This is a genomic window from Streptomyces sp. NRRL WC-3742, from assembly GCF_000720635.1.
In the GTDB taxonomy this organism is placed as follows: Bacteria; Actinomycetota; Actinomycetes; order Streptomycetales; family Streptomycetaceae; genus Kitasatospora.
Genome location: NZ_JOCF01000035.1, coordinates 1 through 20,251 on the forward strand (window position 1 = coordinate 1; position 20,251 = coordinate 20,251).

Annotated in this window: 14 protein-coding genes and 3 pseudogenes; 4 read left to right on the top strand and 13 right to left on the bottom strand. The window is 72.5% G+C overall.

Annotation, left to right across the window (positions count from 1 at the left end; translation table 11 throughout):
- Positions 1-77: 77 nt before the first annotated feature.
- The gene (locus IH61_RS0119890; RefSeq protein ID WP_234327255.1) at positions 78-623 is read right to left on the bottom strand and encodes a MarR family winged helix-turn-helix transcriptional regulator; all 546 of its coding nucleotides are present in this window, start codon (positions 621-623) and stop codon (positions 78-80) included.
- A gap of 76 nt (positions 624-699) precedes the next feature.
- On the opposite strand from IH61_RS0119890, the pseudogene IH61_RS41120 reads away from it, so the two are divergent.
- Positions 700-1,431: pseudogene (locus IH61_RS41120) on the top strand (SDR family NAD(P)-dependent oxidoreductase).
- 172 nt (positions 1,432-1,603) lie between these two features.
- On the opposite strand, the gene IH61_RS0119900 reads toward IH61_RS41120, so the two are convergent.
- The 5 genes from IH61_RS0119900 to IH61_RS50320 all read right to left on the bottom strand — a co-directional run bounded on the left by IH61_RS0119900 (position 1,604) and on the right by IH61_RS50320 (position 4,587).
- Positions 1,604-2,863, bottom strand: a complete 1,260-nt coding sequence (locus tag IH61_RS0119900; protein ID WP_031071632.1) for an MFS transporter — start codon at positions 2,861-2,863, stop codon at positions 1,604-1,606.
- A gap of 33 nt (positions 2,864-2,896) precedes the next feature.
- Positions 2,897-3,490 carry an ArsR/SmtB family transcription factor gene (locus IH61_RS0119905; RefSeq protein ID WP_031071634.1) on the bottom strand — a complete coding sequence of 198 codons (594 nt, stop codon included), beginning with the start codon at positions 3,488-3,490 and terminating at the stop codon, positions 2,897-2,899.
- 244 nt (positions 3,491-3,734) lie between these two features.
- Entirely contained in the window at positions 3,735-3,857 is a 123-nt protein-coding gene (locus IH61_RS50310) for a hypothetical protein (protein ID WP_420713976.1), read from the bottom strand.
- An 11-nt stretch (positions 3,858-3,868) separates the two neighbouring features.
- Complete coding sequence (locus tag IH61_RS50315) at positions 3,869-4,105, bottom strand: hypothetical protein (protein WP_420713977.1); 237 nt, start codon at positions 4,103-4,105, stop codon at positions 3,869-3,871.
- Complete coding sequence (locus IH61_RS50320; protein WP_420713978.1) at positions 4,054-4,587, bottom strand: SDR family oxidoreductase; 534 nt, start codon at positions 4,585-4,587, stop codon at positions 4,054-4,056. The genes IH61_RS50315 and IH61_RS50320 overlap by 52 nt, the downstream gene beginning before the upstream one ends.
- A 45-nt stretch (positions 4,588-4,632) precedes the next feature.
- On the opposite strand from IH61_RS50320, the pseudogene IH61_RS50325 reads away from it, so the two are divergent.
- From IH61_RS50325 to IH61_RS0119925, 3 genes and pseudogenes are all read left to right on the top strand, one after another.
- A pseudogene (locus IH61_RS50325) lies at positions 4,633-5,570 on the top strand (cupin domain-containing protein).
- Positions 5,571-5,737: 167 nt separating this feature from the next.
- Entirely contained in the window at positions 5,738-5,971 is a 234-nt protein-coding gene (locus tag IH61_RS0119920) for a hypothetical protein (protein WP_158845103.1), read from the top strand.
- A gap of 35 nt (positions 5,972-6,006) precedes the next feature.
- Positions 6,007-6,675, top strand: coding sequence for a response regulator transcription factor (locus IH61_RS0119925; RefSeq protein ID WP_031071639.1), 669 nt, complete (start codon positions 6,007-6,009; stop codon positions 6,673-6,675).
- Positions 6,676-6,744: 69 nt separating this feature from the next.
- On the opposite strand, the gene IH61_RS0119930 is transcribed toward IH61_RS0119925, so the two are convergent.
- The 7 genes and pseudogenes from IH61_RS0119930 to IH61_RS41135 form a co-directional block, all read right to left on the bottom strand.
- Entirely contained in the window at positions 6,745-7,956 is a 1,212-nt protein-coding gene (locus IH61_RS0119930) for a sensor histidine kinase (RefSeq protein ID WP_031071641.1), read from the bottom strand.
- 73 nt (positions 7,957-8,029) lie between these two features.
- The gene (locus IH61_RS0119935) at positions 8,030-9,439 is read right to left on the bottom strand and encodes an FtsX-like permease family protein (RefSeq protein WP_234327256.1); all 1,410 of its coding nucleotides are present in this window, start codon (positions 9,437-9,439) and stop codon (positions 8,030-8,032) included.
- A gap of 14 nt (positions 9,440-9,453) precedes the next feature.
- On the bottom strand, positions 9,454-10,221 hold the full coding sequence (locus IH61_RS0119940) for an ABC transporter ATP-binding protein (RefSeq protein ID WP_031071644.1): 768 nt from the start codon (positions 10,219-10,221) through the stop codon (positions 9,454-9,456).
- Positions 10,222-10,410: 189 nt separating this feature from the next.
- Positions 10,411-12,135: a carbohydrate binding domain-containing protein gene (locus IH61_RS50330; RefSeq protein ID WP_078911254.1), complete on the bottom strand. Its 1,725-nt coding sequence runs from the start codon at positions 12,133-12,135 to the stop codon at positions 10,411-10,413.
- A gap of 273 nt (positions 12,136-12,408) precedes the next feature.
- Positions 12,409-13,902 carry a DUF7507 domain-containing protein gene (locus tag IH61_RS0119950; protein ID WP_031071648.1) on the bottom strand — a complete coding sequence of 498 codons (1,494 nt, stop codon included), beginning with the start codon at positions 13,900-13,902 and terminating at the stop codon, positions 12,409-12,411.
- Between the two features lie 40 nt (positions 13,903-13,942).
- Positions 13,943-14,773, bottom strand: a pseudogene (locus IH61_RS50335) (DUF7507 domain-containing protein); the annotation flags it as partial.
- Positions 14,710-19,926: a DUF7507 domain-containing protein gene (locus IH61_RS41135; protein WP_051837505.1), complete on the bottom strand. Its 5,217-nt coding sequence runs from the start codon at positions 19,924-19,926 to the stop codon at positions 14,710-14,712. The gene IH61_RS41135 and the pseudogene IH61_RS50335, both read right to left, overlap by 64 nt.
- Positions 19,927-20,251 lie beyond the last annotated feature (325 nt).

The following is a 20,251-nucleotide window of genomic DNA, read 5'->3' on the forward strand; positions in this document are numbered from 1 at the left end:
GGTTGGGGGTTGGGGGTTGGGGATCAGGGGTCAGGGGTCGGCCTGATGGCCGGACCGGGGCCCGCCATATCGCTCTCTCAGCACTCCTCCGGCTCCTGAGTGTCCGCCAGCCGCTGCCGGACGTCGGTCAGCAGCTTGTCCAGCAGCGCCACGAGGGTCTCGCGCTCGGCAGGCGCGAGACCGTCCACGAGGAGCGCCTCCCGGCCGAGGACCACGTCGACGGAGCGCTCGACCAGGTCGTGCCCGGCCGGCGTGAGGCGCACCAGCACCGAGCGGCGGCCCTGTTCCGCCGGGTCCCCGGGCTCGCGCTCCACCAGACCGTCCCGCTCGGCGCGGGCGAGGCGCTGGGAGATCGCCCCGGCCGTCACCAGGGTGCGGCGGGCCAGTTCGCGGGTGGTCAGGGCGTACGGGCGGCCGGAGCGGCGCAGGACGGAGAGCAGGTCCAGGGTCGCGGCGTCGATCCCGGCGGCGCGAAGCGCCCGGGCGCGGTCGTCGGAGAACAGCTTCGCCAGCCACCAGACCGGGGTCACGACCTCGATCGACCCGGTGGGCGTGCCCGGGCGCTCGCGCCGCCACGCCTCGGCGATGCGGGCCGCCGTCACCTCGTCGCCGCCGTCCGCCATTGACATCTCCTGGGATCTCCGGTTTACGTTTAGGTCTAAACATAGTGCACTGACGCGCCAACAGGGGGAACCGCTCATGTCCCGTACCGTCCTGATCACCGGTGGCACCAGCGGCATCGGCCGCGCCGCCGCCGCGCTCTTCGCCGCCGACGGCGAGCGGGTGCTGATCACCGGCCGCCGCCCCGAGGGCGTCGAGCGGGCCGTGGCCGAGCTCTCCGCCGAGGGGGCGGCGGTCGAGGGCCTGGCCAGTGATGCCACCGACCCGCGCCAGGTCGCCGAGCTGGCCGCTGCCGTCGGCGAGTTGCACGTCCTGGTGAACTGCTCAGGGGGCCTGCCCGGCCCGGCCTCCGCCGACCTCGCGCCGCTCGACGCCGTCCCCTCCACCTGACAGGCCCACCTCGGCCAGAACCTCCTCGGCGCCGTCCTCACCACGACGGCCCTGCGGCCCGTCCTCGCCACCGGGGCCGCCGTCATCAGCATCGGCTCGATCGGCGCCGAACGGCGCGGCGGCCCGTACGGGGCCGCCAAGGCCGCCCTCGCCGCCTGGAACGCCGACCTGTCCGCCGAACTCGGCCCGCTCGGCATCACCGCCAACGTCATCGCGCCCGGCTACATCGAGGACACCGCCTTCTTCCAGGGCGCCCTCCCGCCGGAACGCCGCGCCGCCCTGATCGCCGAGACCCACAACAAGCGCCCCGGCACGCCCGAGGACGTCGCCCGCACCATCCACTTCCTGGCCTCCCCGGGCGCCCGCCACCTCACCGGCCAGACCATTCATCTCAACGGCGGCGCTCACACGACCCGGTAGGGCTCCGGTCGGCCGAAGCCGCCGGACTACTTCCGTAGTAGTGGCACTACGGAAGTAGTGGCACTACTTGCGTAGTTCCCCGCCCCCGGTGCCTGTCCGCTCAGCTCCAACTGCCGGCGGCAGCCTCCGCAACGTACGTCTCGAAGGACCTGGGCGGGCACCCGAATACCTGCTAGCCCCGCTGCCGAGGCAGTTCGGCGTGGCGTACCGCGTCGGAGGCCAGAGCGATGGCCGCTCCCAGGCTGGCGACAACGCCGCAGCCGACGAACACCGGGGCGGCGCCCCAGGCCCCGATCGCGGCACCGACCAGCGGGTAGCTGAGGGGGGCGATACCGACCATGGTGAGCATGACGACGGAGGTGACCCGGCCGAGATAGGCGGGGTCCGCCGCGGTCTGCATGAGGGCGTTGTTCAGACTGCCGAAGACACCCGCACACAGTCCGATGACCGCAGCCGCCACCGCGGTGAGCCAAAGGGCGGGCACCAGCGCGATGGAGGCCGCGCCCGCGCAGCCCACCAGAAGTGTCCCGGTCATCATCAGGCCGGCACGGGGCAGCCATCCTGCAATGGCGAGCAGTGAGGCGCTGGCCGCGGCTCCCGCACTGAAGCTGCCGGCGATCCAGCCGTAGCCGGAAGGGCCCCAGCCGCGTTCGGCGTTGAGGAGCACCATGCCGACGTTGAGTGTGCCGATCAGCCCGAGTTCGCAGACGGCGCCGGCGACGACGAGCGGGCCGATGAGGCGGTGGCGGCGGATGTAGCGCAGGCCGTCGAGCAGGTCCTTCCGCGCGGTGCCGGGCTCCGGCCGCTCGGCGTCGCTCGCCCCGACGGGCCGAATCCGTATCGTCAGCAGGAGCGGCAGGGACAGCGCGATGAGCAGTCCGGCGACGGTGAATGCGGCCGCGGGTCCGCCGACTCCCATGGCCATGCCTCCGATCGGCGGGCCCGCGATCTGGCCGAGGCGGGTCGACAGCGAGCGCATGCCGGTGACCCGGGCCAGCTGGTCAGGGGTGGTGATCCGGGATGGGAGGGCGCCGACAGCGGGTACGAACAGCGCGTCCACGGCGCCGAAGATGAGCGCCACCGTGACCAGGATCCACAAGGCCGGCGCTGTCAGTGCGATGCCGGCGGCCACCGCCAGGATGAGGATGCAGCGCAGCGTGTCACTGCCGAGAATCACCCGGCGGGGGTCGAAGCGGTCGGCCACCACGCCCCCGCCGAGCATGAGTAACGCTCGCGGTAGCGCTCCGGCGGCCATGACGAGGCCGACTTCGGTGGGACCGCCGGCCTTCTGGGCGGACCAGCCGAGAGCGACGAAGTACACGCTGTCGCCGATGAGGGAGACCGTGTAGGCGGTGAGCCAGCGCAGCACGTTGGTGTCACGGTGAGCCGGTGTGGTGGCGCGTTCGGGCAGGACTGTTTGCGGGGCGGCCATGGTGGGCTCCAGGCAGTCGGGAATTCGGCTGAGTCAGGGCCGGAAGGGAAAGCCGTAGAGGTGCACGGACACGTGCTCGCGGTCCTCGGTGTCGCCGGCCGCCTTGGCGGCCTTGCCGCGCTCACGCCAGCGTCGGGCCAACGCCTCAAGCTCGTCGCTCATCTCGGTGAGTTCGTTCGGGGTGAGGTCGAGCAGCCACTCGGAGGTGAAGGACGCGTCGGTCCACGTCTTCCCCCAGGCGGACTTCTGGTCGAGATACGTGCGGTACTGGGCGACGCGGGTGTCGAACATCCCTCGGGTCACTGCGCCGACCGCGGCGGCGCCCTCGGGCGTGTCCGCGAAGTCCGAGTCGCGAAAGCCCCAGCCCTCCTCGGACGCCACCTGCCACCACCGCTCGCGGCCGTCGGTGCCCTCACCGCTCGCCTGGGTCACGAAGCCGTGCTCGGCCAGCTTGCGCAAGTGGTAGCTGACCAGCGAGGGCGTCTCGTCGACATGCTCGGCGAGCTGAGAGGCGGTCGCGGTGCCCGCGGCGTACAGCAGCCGGTAGAGCTGCATACGCAGCGGGATCATGAACGCCCTCAACCGTGAGAGTTCGGTGATCTGCTCGGGCTTGTGCTTCGGTCGCATCCACTCACCGTAGGTATGAAGCGAAAACTTCGCAATAGTCGCTTCAGAGTTGGTCGGCCGAGCAGCCTGGCTCCGGGCGCCCGGGCGCCCGCCACATCACCGGGCAGACGATCCACCTCAACAGCGGCGCGCACAGGACCCGGTAGGGCTCCGGTCGGCCGCAGCCGCCGGACTACGGAAGTAGTGCCACTACTGCAGTAGTGGCACTACTTCCGTAGTTTCGTGCCCCAGCGGACCGCCTGGGTCAGCTCCAGCAGCCGGCGGCGGCCGCCTCGGCAACGTACGTCTCGAACGACCTGGGCGGGCGCCCGAGTGCCCGCTCCACACCGTCGGAGACCTCCCCGCCCCGGCCCTCGCGGACGTCCACGAGCAGGCCCCTCAGCAGGCGGGCGACGTCGGCGGGCGCGCTTCGAGGACCATGCGGTCCACGAAAGCCTCGGGGTCGACGTCGAGGTGACGGACCGTCCGACCGGCGGCGGCGCCGATCAGGTCCGCCGCCTCGGCGAAGCCGATCGCCCGGGGGCCGGTCAACTGGTAGGTCCGTCCGCCGTGGCCGTCCTCGGTCAGCGCCGCGGCGGCGACCTCGGCGATGTCCTCGGCATCGACGAACGGCATGCCCCCGTCCCCGGTGGGCAGGGCCAGGGCTCCAGCCAGGACTCGCTGAAGTTCTGCGCGAACCAGTCGGATTGCAGGACGGTCCAGTCGACGCCGCTGCCGCGGACGGCCTGCTCGGCGGCCTTGAGCGGGTGGCCGTCGGCGGCGTGGCCGACGCCGTAGGCGGAGAGCAGCACCAGCCGCCGCACGCCGACGGCGACCGCGTCGGCCACCAGGCGCGGGATGCGCTCCTGCCGGTCCGCGCCGGGTCGCAGGTCGGGCTCCACGAGGTAGACGGCCCCGGCGCCCTCGAGGGCGGATGCCCAGGTCGCCGGGTCTTCGAGGTCGAAGCGGAGGTCGCCACCGTGCGGGACGCCGTACGGACCGGGTGGCCCGCGGCCGTCAGGCGGCGGGCGATGCGGCGGCCGGTCGTGCCGGTGTCGCCGAGAACGAGGATGTTCTTCATGCCCTCCAGACAAGCCTGGCCAGGGCAGACGATCCATGAGTGATCGTCGTAAATCCCTTGGTGATCGTCTAGCGTGGCCCGCATCGACGTCCTGAGCGATCTGCTGCACCGCGCCCGCGCCCGGAACGCGCGGATCCGGCAGCGGATCCAGCGGCCGCCGTGGTCGATGACCTTCGCCGACGCCCCTCCGCTCACCGTCGTGGCCACCCTCGGCGGCCACGCCTCGGTCCGGCTCGACGACGACCCACGGGCCGCGACGCCCGTCCGGCCGGCCGCCGGGGACATCGCCCTGATCAGCGGCACCGACCGGTACACCGTCGCCGACGCCCCGGATACCCCACCGCAGGTGGTGATCCGCGGCGGACGGAAGCACGCCGTCGACGGCGCGACGACAACGGGCAGCCCCGCACGTACGGCGACGGGCTCCCCGGCGCCACCACCCTCCTCCGGGGCGCCTACGAACTCCGCGGCGACGTCGGCGAGCGCCTGCTGGCCGTGCTCCCGCCGCTGGCCGTCGTGCCGGCGGGGCCGCGCACCCGGGCCGCCCTGGACCTGCTCGCCGCCGAGACGGCCCGCGAGGAACCCGGCCAGGACGCCGTCCTCGACCGGCTGCTGGACCTCGTCCTGGTGCTGGCCCTGCGCGCCTGGTGCGCCCGGCCGCAGGCCGAACCCTCTTCCTGGTACAGAGCGCTGGCCACCCCTGCCGTCGGCGATGCTCTGCGTCTGATGCACGAGGACCCGGCGCACCGCTGGACGGTCGCCGAGCTGGCCACGCGGGTCGGCCGGTCCCGGGTCACCTTCGCCGCCCGCTTCACCGGCGTCGTGGGCGAACCCCCGCTCACGTACCTCACCGGCTGGCGGATGGCCCTGGCCGCGGACCTGCTGCGGGACGCGGACGCAACCGTCGCCGCGGTGGCACACGAGGTGGGGTACGAGGACGCGTTCGCGTTCAGGGTGGCGTTCAAGCGGGCACGCGGGCTCAGCCCGACGGACTGGCGGCGGCAGCTTCGGTCGGGGTGACGGCCGGACCGTAGTGCCGAACTGGCGCGGCCCGTAAGGTCGTTCGAATCACACGTGCCGACGGGGTTGCCGACGGCACACCGGTCCTGGGGGGACACATGGGGTTTCAACGGCCTGAGCGGACGGATCGCTCGGACAGCACGCCGATCGTGGTGGCGTTCCTGGTCATGCTGGATCTTCTCCTGATCTTCGTCATCGTCTCGGCAAGCCTCGGGCACGGCCTCTGCTCGGCCCTCGGGGGGAACGGGTGCGGCTCCAGCGAGGTCCCCGGCCGGGAGGTCATCGCGTGCGTGGCGACCTCGGTCACCGGCGCCCTGTGCATCTGGCGGCGGCGCCCGTACTCGGCGACCCTGCAGCTCGGTCTGGCCCTGCTGTTCGGGATCTCGGCCGCCTCGCAGTGAGCCCCGCTGGGGGCGCGGGCTCGATAATGGGCTGCATGATCGACAAGCAGCTCCGTGTCGTCCTCGCCGAGGACTCGGTGATCCTCAGGGACGGCATGGTGGAACTCCTCACGGCTCGCGGGTGCGTGGTGGTCGCGACGGCCGGTACCGCGCCCGAGCTGGTGGCCGCCGTGACCGAACACCGGCCGGACGTGGCGGTGGTGGACATCCGGATGCCGCCCACGCACACCGACGAGGGCATCCGGGCGGCCGTGCAGCTGAGGGCCGACGTGCCGGGGGTGGGCATCCTGGTGTTCTCGCAGCACGTGGAACGGGCCTGGGCCGCACGGCTGTTGGAGGGCGGCGCGTCCGGGGTGGGGTATCTGCTCAAGGAGCGGGTGGCGCGGACCTCGGAGTTCGTGGAGGCGCTGCACCGGGTGGCCGAGGGCGGGACGGCGCTCGATCCGGAGATCGTCAACGGGCTGCTGCACGGCGGGCGGCGCGGGCTTGTGGACGCGCTGACGGCGCGTGAGCGGGAGGTGCTGGAGCTCATGGCGCAGGGGCACTCCAACCGTTCCATCGCCGCGCGGCTGACGGTGTCGGAGTGCGCGGTGGAGAAGCACGTGGCGGCCGTGTTCACCAAGTTCGATCTGCCCGCCACCGAGGCCGACAACCGGCGGGTGAAGGCCGTCCTCGCCTACCTCGCGGAGAGCGGCGGGGCCTGAGCCGTTACGTCGCAGCCGGTTCTGTCGGAGCCAGTCACGTCGGAGCCAGTCACGTCGGAGCCAGATCCGTCAGAGCCGGTCGGGCAGGTCGGCGGTCACCGTGGTCGGCCCGCCCGGCGGGCTCCGCACCGTCAGGGCGCCGTCGACGGCCGCCAGCCGTTCGGCCAGACCGGACAGGCCCGAGCCCGCGCCGGGGAGGGCTCCGCCGCGTCCGTCGTCACGGACCGTCAGACGGACCCGGCCGCCCGACGAGCCGACGGCCAGTTCCGCGGTGCGGGCGCCGCTGTGCTTGGCGACGTTGGTCAGCAGTTCGGCGGCGCAGAAGTAGACGACCCGCTCGATCGGCTCGGCCGGGCGCTCGGGGAGGTCCACCCGGACGGTGACGGGCACCGGCGCGGCGGCGGCCAGCCCGGGCAGGGCTCCGGCCAGCCCGCCGTCCAGGGCCACCGGGTTGATGCCGCGGGTGAGGCGGCGCAGCCCGGTGATGGTGTCGTCGGTCTGGCCGCGCGCCCGGTCGAGGAGGGTGCGCAGCCGTTCGAGGTCGGTGGTGGTGAGCGCGTCGTCGGCCAGGGAGAGGGTGATGGCGAGTGCCACCAGCTGGGCCTGGGTGCCGTCGTGCAGGTCCCGTTCCAGGCCGCGCAGGCGTTCGGTGCCCTCGGCGAGCAGGGTCGCCCGGGCGTGCTCCAGTTCGCGCACCCGCTGCTGCGAGCGGGCCGGGCCGAGCAGGGCCCGGGCGAGTGCGCGGTTCGCCGCGCTGAGGGCGCGCAGCAGCGCGGGTACGGCGAGCAGGACGGCGAGTCCGGCGGGCACCGCTCCCGCGTCCGGCCAGCCGACGGGGCGCGGGCCCGGCTCGATCAGCCGCACCCAGAGGGGGAAGCCCGTCAGCCAGAGGCTCGCGGCGGGCAGTCCGACCACCGTCAGGAAGCCGAGCGCGCCCAGCGGGAGGCGCAGCAGGAGGTAGAGCAGGGCCCGCCAGGCCACCGGATCGGTGAGCACCGCCCTGCCCCGGGCGAGGAGCCCGGACGGCCGGGGCAGCGGCGAGGGTGCGGGCACGGGCGCGTGCAGCAGCCGCCCGACCAGGCGGCGGTGCAGCCCGCCGATCGCCCGGGCCCCGGCCAGCGCGGCCACGACGAAGGGCAGGCCCAGCACGGTGAGCGACAGCAGCGCCCCCGCGTAGAGGACGGCGACGGCGTAGAGCCCGCCGAGCACCCCGAGCGGCAGCCCGAGCACGGCGAACGCCCACTCGCCGCCCGGCGGGAGTGGATTCCGCCTCTTCGTCACGCCCGGCACGTCACCGCTCCTCCGTCCGCCTGCCCGCCTGCCCGCCTGCCCGCCCGCCCGCCCGCCGCCCGTCTCACGACGCCTCCGGGGCCGCCGCCACCTCGCGTCCGCCGACCGCCCACAGCCCGGTGCCCACGATCCCCGGCAGGGTCAGCGCCGCCGCGCCCGCCAGGACCCAGGCCGAGGCCGCGCCCGGTAGGGGCGGCAGCGCCGATCCCGTGACGGCCAGGCTGAACGCGCCCGCCGCCCCGAGGGCCACCGCCGCACCGAGCAGCACGCCGACCGCCGTGGTCAGCGCCGCCTCGACGGTGAGCATCCGCAGCAGTTGCCGCCGGCTCGCGCCGACCAGCCGCAGCAGGGCGAACTCGCGCCTGCGGTCGGCGGTGAGCGCCACCAGGGTGTTGACCGTGGAGACCGCCGCGAAGCAGACCAGCAGCCCGAGTTCGGCCTGCCGCATCCACACGTCGCTCGCCTTGGTGACGCTGGTCGCCACGCCGCTCGCGCGTACGGCCTGCTCCGCGGTGCTCGTCATGATCAACATGGTGCCCGACAACCCGACCAGCAGCGTCACCGGCACCACCGCCGAGGAGAGCCGGGCCGCGTAGCCGCGCAGGTGGGCGTCGGCGAGCCAGCCCGCCCGAGGAGCGAGCACCCGCGGCGGCGCGCCGAGCACGGTGGCCAGCACCCGGACCGCGAGCGGCCCCAGCAGGGCGATCGCCGTCAGCAGGACGAGGCACCCGAGCAGCGCCGCCTGCCCCGCCTTGTCCAGTTCCTCGGCCCGCCGGGTGGCTGCCAGCCGCAGCAACAGCCCACCTCCCGCCAGCACGGCCACCCCGGCGAGCAGCCGCACCGCGCCCGCCCGTCGCTGCCCCACCATGCCGTCGGTGAGCGCGGCGGCCGGGGCGGGCCGGGTGATCCGGCCGGCCGCGAGGGCGACCGCCCCCAGCCCGACGAGCAGCGTCACCGCGAGCGCCAGCAGCACCGGCACCGGCGTGCCGGGTATGCGCAGGCCCGGCGCGGCCATCCCCCGCCGCTGGAGCGCGCCCAGGAACCAGGCGGCGCCCAGGCGCCCCAGCACCACGCCGGGCACGGCGGCGGTCAGCACCGTCACCCCCACCTGCGCGCGGATCAGCCGGCGCACCTGCCGGGGCGTGGCCGCGACCGTCCGCAGCAGGGCCAGTTCGCGGTGCTGCTGGCGCAGGGTGAACCCGAGCGCGTTCACCACCACGAACAGCGCGACCAGGACGGCGATCTCGCCGAACGCCCCCGCGATCACCACCAGCCCCGGCCCGTCCACCTGCGTCCGGGCCACGGCGGCGGGCGCCGACAGCTGCGCCGCCGCCAGCGAACCGAACAGCGTCAGCGCCGCCACCGCCAGCAGCAGCGCCACGGCGAGCCCGGCGAAGCTCGCCGGACGGCGCCGGATCTGGACGTACGCCATCGCCACCACGGCACCCGTCGCACTGCCCTTGCGCCTCTGCATCCCGCTCACCTCCCTCACCCGCCCAGGCCGCTCAGCCGCTCGGCGACCTGCGCCGCCGTCGGCCGGAGCAACTCGTCGATCAGCAGCCCGTCCGCCAGCAGCAGCACCCGGTCCGCGTACTCGGCGGCCGCCGGATCGTGGGTGACCATGACGCAGGTCCGCCCGTCGAGGTCCACCCCGGCGCGCAACAGGTCGAGGATGTCCCGGCCGGTCGCCCGGTCCAGCGCGCCCGTCGGCTCGTCGGCGAACAGCACCTCGGGCCGGGACACCAGCGCCCGGGCTATCGCCACCCGCTGCTGCTGCCCGCCCGACAGCTGCCCGGGCCGATGGCGCTCGCGCCCGGCCAGCCCGACCCGCGCCAGCGCCGCCCGTACCTCGCCGCGCCCCGGCGGCCGCCCCGCCAGCCGCCCGGGCAGTTCGACGTTCTGCGCGGCCGTCATCGCGGGCATCAGGTTGAACGACTGGAACACGAACCCCACCCGCTCCCGACGCAACTCGGCCAACCGCCGCTCGCGCAGTCCCGTCACCTCAGTGCCACCCCAGCGCACACTCCCCCGGGTCGGCCGGTCCATCCCCGCCAGGCAGTGCAGCAACGTCGTCTTCCCCGACCCCGAGGGCCCCATCACCGCCGTGAACGTCCCCGCCTCGAACGCCACGGACACCCCTCGCAGCGCACGCACAACGGCCGCGCCTCGCCCGTACTCCCGGTGCAGCCCCTCAGCGCTCAGGGCCGCACCCCCCGTCGCCACGTCACTCGCCGCCGTGGCCGCGGCCGTCGTCATCCCGATCCCGTTCATGCCCTTCATCCTGGACACATCGGGCCCCGGAAACGATTGTGCTGGCCCCCCAGTCCAAGGTTCGGAAAACCGAACCCCGCAGGTGGACCCACACCCGCAGCGGATACACCTGCGCCCCCGGGCAGGCGGGGGTTCGCCGGGCCGGGGGCGCAGGGGTGGTGCGTCGGGTGGGCGTCAGCGGCCCTGGAGGGAGCGGGCGTTGTCGCCGAAGGTCCAGCCGCGGGAGCCGTCCCAGTTGATGGACCAGGTCATGAGGCCCTTCGGGGCGCCGCCGAGGGCGCTCCACGCCTGGCTGACCAGGCTGGGGTCCATGTAGCCGCCGCCCGCGCCGGGCTGGGCGGGGAGGCCGGGGACCTGCTTGTCGTAGGGGACCCGGATGGTGGTGCCCTGGATGGTGATGCCGTTGTTGAGGCAGGTGGTCTGGACGGTGAAGCCCTGGACGGTGCCGGCCTGGTAGGAGTCGCCGGAGCAGCCGTACATGCTGCCGTTGTAGTACTGCATGTTCAGCCACCACAGCTGGCCGTTGTCGACGTACTTCTTGATGATCGGCAGGTAGGCGCCCCAGATGGAGCCGTAGGTGACGCTGCCGCCGGTGACGTAGGCGGTCTCGGGGGCCATGGTCAGGCCGAAGCCGGACGGCATCTGGGCGAGGACGCCGTCGATGATACGCATCAGGTTGGCCTGGGAGGCGGAGGGCGTCCTGATGTCGCCGCCGCCGGACAGGCCCGTCTCGATGTCGATGTCGATGCCGTCGAAGTTGTACTTCTTGAGGATCGGGACGATGGTCGAGACGAACTTGTCGGCGACGGTGCTGGAGCTCAGGTCGATGCCCGCGGCGGCGCCGCCGATCGACATCAGGATCGTCGCCCCGTTCGCCTTGGCCTTGCACATCTCGGCGGGGGTGGAGACCTTGACGTTGGTGTCCATGCCGTCCTGCCACTGGACGGTGCCGTCGGAGAGGATCACCGGGAAGGCGGCGTTGATGACGTTGTAGCCGTGCGCGGCCATCCGGCTGTCGGTGATCGGCACCCAGCCCATGCCGGGGTGGACGCCGTTCGCGGCGCCGTCCCAGTTCTCCCAGTAGCCCTGGAGGACCTTGCCGGAGGGCTTCGGTTTGGTCGGGCAGGTGTCGCCCGGCGCCGGGGTGGTGGGCGGCTGGCTGGTGGGCGGGGTGCTGGTCGGCGGCGTCGACGTGGGCGGGTTCGAGGTCGGCGGGGCAGAGGTCGGCGGGGCCGAGGTCGGCGGCTGGCTGGTCGGGGGTGCGCTGGTCGGCGTGGTGGCGGTCGGCGAGGGGCTCGTACCGCCGGGGCCGACGAGCGAGACGTCGTCCGCGAAGTACGCGGGCTGCCCGTACCAGCCGTGCAGGTAGATGGTCACCGAGGTGGTGTTCGCCCCGGTGGTGAAGCCGACGCTCAGCTGGCCGTACGACGCGTTGTTGCCCGTCCAGGTGGACGGGTCGCCGCCGGAGCCGGTGCCGGTGGCGCCCAGGTAGACGTAGCTGCCCTGCACGTAGGCGCTCAGCGTGTACTGGGAGTTGGGCTGCACGCTGATCGTCTGGGTGCACTGGGCGTCGTCCTGGCCGGCCGGTGTCGCCTGGAGCGCGCCGCTGCCGGAGTGGACCGGACTGCCGACGACGACGCCGGAGCCGCCGGTGCAGGTCCAGTTGGCGAGCCCGTTCTCGAACCCGGGGTTGGCCACCAGGTTGGGCGCGGCGGCCCCGGCCGTGGTGCTACCGGCCACGGCGATGCCGGCGCCGATGACCGCCGCGGCGCTCGCCACGGCGATGAAGCGCTTCGCGACGCTCGCCTCGCGCCCGGAGTGGTCGGTCCTGTACGGCTGCTGCGCCCGTTCCACGGCCGCCCTGGACGGGCGTGGACTGCGCGACCTCCGATGGAACATGTGAAGCTCCCTTCCCGCCGAGCGCCTGGGACATGACGACGCGTGGGGGCGTGACGCCCGGCTTCGGGTGAGGTGGGGACATGTGGGGGGATGTACCGGACCGGATCGTAGGAGGGTCGGCGAAGGCACGTCAATAGGTCTGGACCAATCGCGTGGAGCGGTGTGGAGGCGGAGGCCCGTGAACAGCCGAACGGCGGGCCCTGCCATCCGTGGTGGATGGCGGGGCCCGCCGTCTCGGGTGCCGGTTTTCGGCCTCCGGCAGGGGACTTGCGATCAGTGGCGGCGGCGCCCCCTACGGGCGATGGCCAGGGTGCCGCCTCCGGCCGTCACCAGGGCCGCGGCCGTCGCCAGAAGGGCGGCACTGGTGCTGTCGCCGGTCGGGGGGAGGGAGTTGGACGTGCCGGGCACCTCCACGCGGGACGGGGGCGAGACCGGCGGCGGGCCGCTCGGCGGAGTGCCGCTGGCGGTGGCCGCGTTGGTGACCTTGCCCGCGTCCAGGTCGGCCTGGGTGACCGCGTAGGTGGCCGTACAGGTCGTCTTCGCGCCGGGGGCCAGGGACTTGGCGGCTGACGGGCAGGTGACCGTGGGCCTGGTGCCCGTGCCGCTGAAGCCGGTCTCCGTCACCGTGACGTTGGCGAGGGTGACGTTGCCGGTGTTGGTGACGAGGAACTCGTAGTGGAGGAGGTCGCCGGGCTTGGCGTACGCCTTCTCCTGAGCCGACTTCACCATGGTGACGGCCGGGTTGGGCACGCCCGGGACCTCGGCCGCCGACGGCGGCGAGACCGGCGGCGGGCCGGAGGGCGGATTGCCCGTGGCCGTGGCCGCGTTCGTCACCTTGCCCGCGTCCAGGTCGGCCTGGGTCACGGTGTAGGTCGCCGTGCAGGTCACCTTTGCGCCCGGGGCGAGGGACTTCGTGGCGGGCGGGCAGGTGATTGCGGGCCTGGTGCCCGTGCCGCTGAAGTTCGACTCGGTCACCGTGACGTCGGTGAGGGTGACGTTACCGATGTTGGTCACCACGAACTCGTAGTGGAGGAGGTCGCCGGGAGCCGTGAACTGCTTCTCCCCCACCGTCTTCACCACGGTGATCGCCGGGCTCGGCTCGCCCGGGACCTGGGCCCCGGACGGGGGCGAGACCGGCGGCGGGCCGGAGGGCGGATTACCGGTGGCCGTGGCCGCGTTGGTGACCTTGCCCGCATCGATGTCGGCCTGGTTCACGGTGTAGGTCGCCGTGCACGTGACGGCGGCGCCGGGGGCCAGCGACTTGGCGGCTGGCGGGCAGGTGATGGTGGGCTTCGTGCCGGTGCCCGAGAAGCTCGTCTCGTTCACCGTCACGTCGGTCAGGGTGACGTTGCCGGTGTTGGTCGCGACGAAGTGGTAGTGCAGCACCTCGCCCGGCGCGGTGAGCTGCTGCTCCTCCACTGTCTTCACCAGGGCGATCGCCGGGCTCGGGGTGCTCGGCACCTCGGTCTCCGACGGGGGCGAGACCGGCGGCGGGCCGGACGGCGGATTGCCCGTGGCCGTGGCCGCGTTCGTCACCTTGCCCGCGTCCACGTCCGCCTGCGTCACCGTGTAGGTTGCCGTGCAGGTGACGCCGACGCCCGGGGCGAGGGCCTTCGCGGCGTCGGGGCACGCGATGCTCGGCTTGGCGCCGGTGCCCGAGAACGAAGTCTCGTTCACCGTCACGTCCTTGAGCGTGACGTTGCCGGTGTTGGTCACCAGGAAGTCGTAGTGCAGGACGTCCCCGGCCCACCTTCCCGCCAGGAGCAAGAGACTTCGCCTCGTCCGGACAGGTCACCGTCGGCTTCGTGCCGGTACCGGAAAACTCGGTCTCCGCCACCGCCACGTCCGCGAGGGTGACGTTGCCCGTGTTGGTCACCACGAACTCGTAGTGCAGCACCTGGCCGGGGCCGGTGAACTGCTTCTCCTGCACCGACTTCACGACCGTGATCGCCGGATTCGGCGGGCTCGGCACCTCGGTCCGGGAGGGGGGCGACACCGGCGGCGGACCGCTCGGCGGGGTGCCGGTGGCCGTGGCCGCGTTCGTCACCTTGCCCGCGTCCACGTCCGCCTGGGTGACGGAGTACATCGCCGTGCAGGTCACCTTCGCGCCCGGCGCCATGGACTTCGAAGCGTCAGGGCACGTGATGGCGGGCTTCGTGCCGGTGCCCGAGAAATTGGTCTCGTTCACCGTGACGTCGGCGAGGGTGACGTTGCCGGTGTTGGTGACGAGGAAGTCGTAGTGGAGGAGGTCGCCGGGCTTGGCGTAGGACTTCTCCTGCGCCGACTTCACCACCGTGACCGCCGGGCTCGGGGTGCTCGGCACCTCGGTCTCCGACGGGGGCGAGACCGGCGGCGGGCCGGAGGGCGGATTCCCGGTCGTGGTGGCCGCGTTGGTGACCTTGCCCGCGTCCACGTCCGCCTGGGTGACCGTGTAGGTGGCCTTGCACGTCACGTTGGCGCCCGGGGCGAGGGACTTCGCCGCGTCCGGGCACGTGATGCTCGGCTTGGCACCGGTGCCCGAGAACGAAGTCTCGTTCACCGTCACGTCCTTGAGCGTGACGTTGCCGGTGTTGGTCACCAGGAAGTCGTAGTGCAGGACGTCCCCGGCCCCTGCGTGACGGCGTAGCTGGCCGTGCACGTCACCTTCGCCTCGGGCGCCATGGACTTCGCCGCGTCCGGGCAGGTGACGGCGGGCTTCGTGCCGGTGCCGGAGAAGCTCGTCTCGTTCACCGTCACGTCGGCGAGGGTGACGTTGCCCGTGTTGGTGACGACGAACTCGTAGTGCAGGACGTCCCCGGCCTTGGCGTACGACTTCTCCTGCGCGGACTTCACCACGGAGATCGCCGGGCTCGGAGGGCTCGGCACGTCCACCCGCGACGGCGGCGAGACCGGCGGCGGGCCGGACGGCGGAGTACCCGTCGAGGTGGCCGCGTTCGTCACCCTGCCCGCGTCGATGTCGGCCTGGGTGACCGAGTACGTGGCGGTGCAGGTCACCTTCGCGGCCGGAGCCATCGACTTGGCCTCGTCCGGGCAGGTCACAACCGGCTTGGTACCCGTGCCGGAGAACTCGGTCTCGTTCACTGCGACGTCCTTGAGGGTGACGTTGCCGGTGTTGGTGACCACGAACTCGTAGTGCAGCACCTGCCCGGGGCCGGTGAACCGCTGCTCCTGCACCGACTTCACCACCGTGATCGCCGGGCTCGGGGTGCTCGGCACCTCGGTCTCGGACGGGGGCGAGACCGGCGGCGGGCCGGAGGGCGGATTCCCGGTCGTGGTGGCCGCGTTGGTGACCTTGCCCGCGTCCACGTCCGACTGGGTGACGGCGTAGGTCGCGGTGCAGGTCACCTTCGCGCCGGGGGCCATCGACTTCGCCGCGTCCGGGCACGTCACGGTCGGCTTGGTGCCCGTGCCCGAGAAGCCGGTGTCGTTGACCGACACGTCGGTGAGGGTGACGTTGCCGGTGTTGGTGACCACGAACTCGTAGTGCAGGACATCCCCCGCCTTCGCGAACGACTTCTCCTGCGCGCTCTTCGCCACCGTGATCGCCGGGCTCGGCGGACTCGGGACCTCCGTCTCCGAGGGTGGCGACACCGGCGGCGGACCGGAGGGCGGGTTGCCCGTGGACGTCGCCGCGTTGGTGACCTTGCCCGCGTCCACGTCCGCCTGCGTGACGGTGTAGGTGGCGGTACAGGTCACCTTCCCACCGGGAGCAAGCGACTTCGCCGCCTCCGGGCAGGCGACGCTCGGCTTCGTGCCAGCGCCGGAGAAGCTCGTCTCGTTGACCGTCACACCCGTCAGGGTGACGTTTCCGGTGTTGGTGACGACGAACTCGTAGTGCAGGACCTCGCCCGCCTTCGCGTACGACTTCTCCTGCGCCGACTTCACCACCGAGATCCCCGGACTCGGCGGACTCGGCACCTCCGTCTCCGAGGGCGGGGACACCGGCGGCGGACCGGACGGCGGGTTGCCCGTGGACGTCGCCGCGTTCGTGACCTTGCCCGCGTCCACGTCCGCCTGCGTCACCGTGTACGTCGCCGTACACGTCACCTTCGCGCCGGGCGCAAGGGACTTGGCGTCATCCGGGCACGTCACCTTCGGCTTCGCACCGGTGCCCGAGAACGAAGTCTCGTTCACCTCCACCTTGGTGAGTGTGACGTTGCCCGTGTTGGTGACGAGGAAGTCGTAGTGCAGGACATCCCCCGCCTTCGCGTACGACTTCTCCTGCGCCGACTTCACCACCGAGATCCCCGGGCTCGGCGGGCTGGGCACCTCGGTCTCCGACGGTGGCGACACCGGCGGCGGGCCGGAGGGCGGATTCCCGGTCGAGGTGGCCGCGTTGGTGAGCTTCCCCGCGTCCACATCGGCCTGTGTCACTGTGTACGTCGCCGTACAGGTCACCTTCGCACCCGGGGCAAGCGACTTCGCCGCCTCCGGGCAGGCGACGCTCGGCTTGGGGCCGGTGCCCGAGAACGAAGTCTCGTTCACCGCAACGTCCGTGAGCGTGACGTTGCCGGTGTTCGTGACGACGAACTCGTAGTGCAGGACATCCCCCGCCTTCGCGTACGACTTCTCCTGCGCGCTCTTCACCACCGAGATCGCCGGGTTCGGCGGGCTCGGCACGTCCACCCGCGACGGAGGCGACACCGGCGGCGGACCACTCGGCGGTGTCCCCGTGGACGTGGCCGCGTTGGTGAGCCTGCCCGCGTCGATGTCGGCCTGGGTGACGGAGTACGTCGCGGTGCAGGTGACGCCGGCGCCGGGGGCCATCGACTTCGCCGCGTCCGGGCACGTCACGGTCGGCTTCGTCCCCGTGCCCGAGAACTCCGTCTCGTTCACCGTCACGTTCGCCAGCGTGACGTTGCCGGTGTTGGTGACGACGAAGTCGTAGTGCAGCACCTGCCCGGGCCCGGTGAACTGCTTCTCCTGCACCGACTTCACCACGGTGATCCCCGGGCTCGGCACGCCAGGGACCTCCACCCGCGACGGCGGCGACACCGGCGGCGGGCCGCTCGGCGGGGTCCCCGTGCCCGTGGCGGCGTTCGTCACCTTGCCCGCGTCCATGTCCGCCTGGGTGATCGTGTAGCTCGCCGTACACGTCACGTTCGCACCCGGGGCCATCGACTTCGCCGCCTCCGGGCACGTCACGGTCGGCTTCGTCCCCGTCCCCGAGAACTCCGTCTCGTTCACCGTCACGTTCGCCAGCGTGACGTTGCCGGTGTTGGTCAGCACGAACGCGTAGTGGAGGACGTCCCCGGCCTTGGCGTACGACTTCTCCTGCGCCGACTTCACCATCGAGATCCCCGGGCTCGGCGGACTCGGCACCTCGACCGTCGAGGGCGGCGACACCGGCGGCGGGCCGGAAGGCGGCGTCCCCGTCGCCGTCGCCGCATTGGTGATCTTCCCCGCGTCCACATCCGCCTGCGTGACCGTGTACGTCGCCGTACAGGTCACCTTCCCGCCCGGGGCAAGGGACTTCGCCGCGTCCGGGCAGCTCACCTTCGGCTGCGGACCGGTGCCCGAGAACGAGGTCTCGTTCACCTCCACCTTCGTGAGCGTGACGTTGCCCGTGTTGGTCACGAGGAACTCGAAGTGCAGGACATCGCCCGCCTTCGCGTACGACTTCTCCTGCGCCGACTTCACCACCGCGATCGCCGGGTTCGGCGGGCTCGGCACCTCCACCCGCGACGGCGGCGACACCGGCGGCGGACCGGACGGCGGCGTCCCCGACGCGGTCGCCGCGTTCGTCACCTTCCCCGTGTCCACATCCGCCTGCGTCACCGCGTAGCTCGCCGTGCACGTCACCTTCGCACCCGGGGCAAGCGACTTCGCCGCGTCCGGGCACGTCACGGTCGGCTTCGTCCCCGTCCCCGAGAACTCCGTCTCACTCACCGTCACGTTCGCCAGCGTGACGTTCCCCGTGTTCGTCACCTCGAACGCGTAGTGCAGGACGTCCCCGGCCTTCGCGTACGACTTCTCCTGCGCGCTCTTCACCATCGAGATCGCCGGATTCGGCGGGCTCGGCACGTCCACCCGCGAGGGCGGCGACACGGGCGGCGGACCGCTCGGCGGCGTGCCCGTCGCCGTCGCCGCGTTCGTCACCTTCCCCGCGTCGATGTCCGCCTGCGTGACGGTGTAGCTCGCGGTGCACGTCACCGCCGCGCCGGGCGCCATCGACTTCGCGGCGGCCGGACAGGTCACGGTCGGCTTCGTCCCCGTGCCCGAGAACTCCGTCTCGTTGACCGCCACGTCGGTGAGGTCGACGTTGCCCGTGTTGGTGACCACGAACTCGTAGTGCAGCACCTGCCCGGGCCCGGTGAACTGCTTCTCCTGCACGGTCTTGACGACCGTCAGCGCCGGGTTCGCCGGCTTCGGGGTGTTGGTGAACGTGCAGAGCACGTTCGGACTGCGCTTGCCCGCCTGGGTGTTGGGGAAGCGCAGGCTGATCGTGCTCCCGTTGCCGGAGGCGACGGCCGCGTCACCGTTGGCGGTGTCGACGCAGGCGTAGGTGGTCGTGTAGTTGGCAAGGTTCGCGCCGGAGGTGCCGGTCTCGGTGAGGGTGTAGGTCTGGGCGGGCCGGCCGATGACCGGGCCGGCGGACTGGGGCTGGACGCCGGTGGCGGTTCCGGCAGTGGTGGCCTTGTTGTTCGCGGTGACGCCGCCGCCGGTGATCGAGAGGGCGAACTGGTCGTTGGAGGTGGCGGTCTGGGCGAAGCGGCCGACCACGTTCTTCTGCAGCGCGAGGGTCGGGTTGAGTGCGCAGGAGGCGAGATCGGAGACGAGCGCGGTGTTCGTGCTGGAGGACGGGCCCGCCGTGACGTTGCCGGTGTTCGGGTTGATCTGTTCCAGCTGCGCCCGGGTCGTGCCGTCGGGCTGCCGCTTGTTGAAGGAGACGTACAGGTTGCCCGCGTTGTCGAACGCGTCGCCGTTGTAGGAGTCGGCGGTGGGGTTGGAGATCGTGCTCAGCTTCTGCAGGGTCAGCCGCGTCGAGCCGGCGGTGGTGGGCAGGGGGCCCTCGACCAGGGCGAGGTTGGTGTCCGTACCGGACTGCGCCAGGACGTACATGTTGCCCGAGCCGTCGAAGGTGATGTCGCCGTTGGAGAAGTTGGCGCTGTTGAACGGCAGGGTGAAGGTGGCCACCTGGCCGATGAAGGTGTTGGTGGTCGTGTCGAAGCCGTAGAGCGTGCCCACGCCGGGGGAGGTCGCGGTGCCCGCACCGTAATTGGCGAAGTAGTAGATCCCGTTGTCCGGGTTCACGGCCCCGGCCACGTAGAAGGGCTGGTTCACCTTCACCGGGTACGTCGCCCAGGTGCCCGTGGCGGCGGTGTAGGCGTACACCAGCGCGGTCCCCGAGGCGTCGGGGTAGTTGAGCGCGTAGACGGCGGTGCCGCCGTTGGTGATGCCGAGGGCGTTGGCGCTGAACGAACCGGCGGGGAGGGTGCTCACGAGCGCCGGGGTCACCTGGGCCGGGCCGATCGCGCTCGTGCGGACGGAGACGAGCCTCGACGGGGCGCCGGAGGTCTGCTCGATCGAGTAGATCACGCTCCCGCTGCAGTCGAGCGTGTCCCCCGGCGCGCGCTGGGCCCGGTGGCCCGGGCCGGCGCCGTGGCCGTGCCCGGGCCCATGCTCAGTGCCGGCCTCGGAAACCGGGGTGAGGGTCAGGACGAGTCCGGCGGCGAGCAGGCCCGCGAGGATCGGGCGTCGCCTGCCGAGCCGGCGCAGCAGGCCGCCCGTCCGTGGTCCCGCCTGGGGCGCGCCCGACCGACGGTCGCGTGCTCGACGTAGGAAGCCCATGCCATCCTGCCCTTGTCCGGTCAGCCTTTAATGATCAAAAAGGCAGGATGACTATGCGGGCGGGCGGCACTCCCCTCGGGCGAACACACCGCCGGGATCCCGAACTCGGTTCGAACTCAACCTGTTCGGGCGCCTCCTGGGGCCAGCTGGGCGATGGCCGGGCCGATTAACTCACAGTAGGACTCATGACGGTCCGGCGGTCCGGCGGTCCGGCGGCTGCGAACGGGGGCGCCCCCGTTCGCTGCCGCCGGGCCCGGGTTCGGGCCTACCAGCGGTCCCACACCTGGTCGACACCCGGGACGCAGGACATCTGGATCAGCTTCCC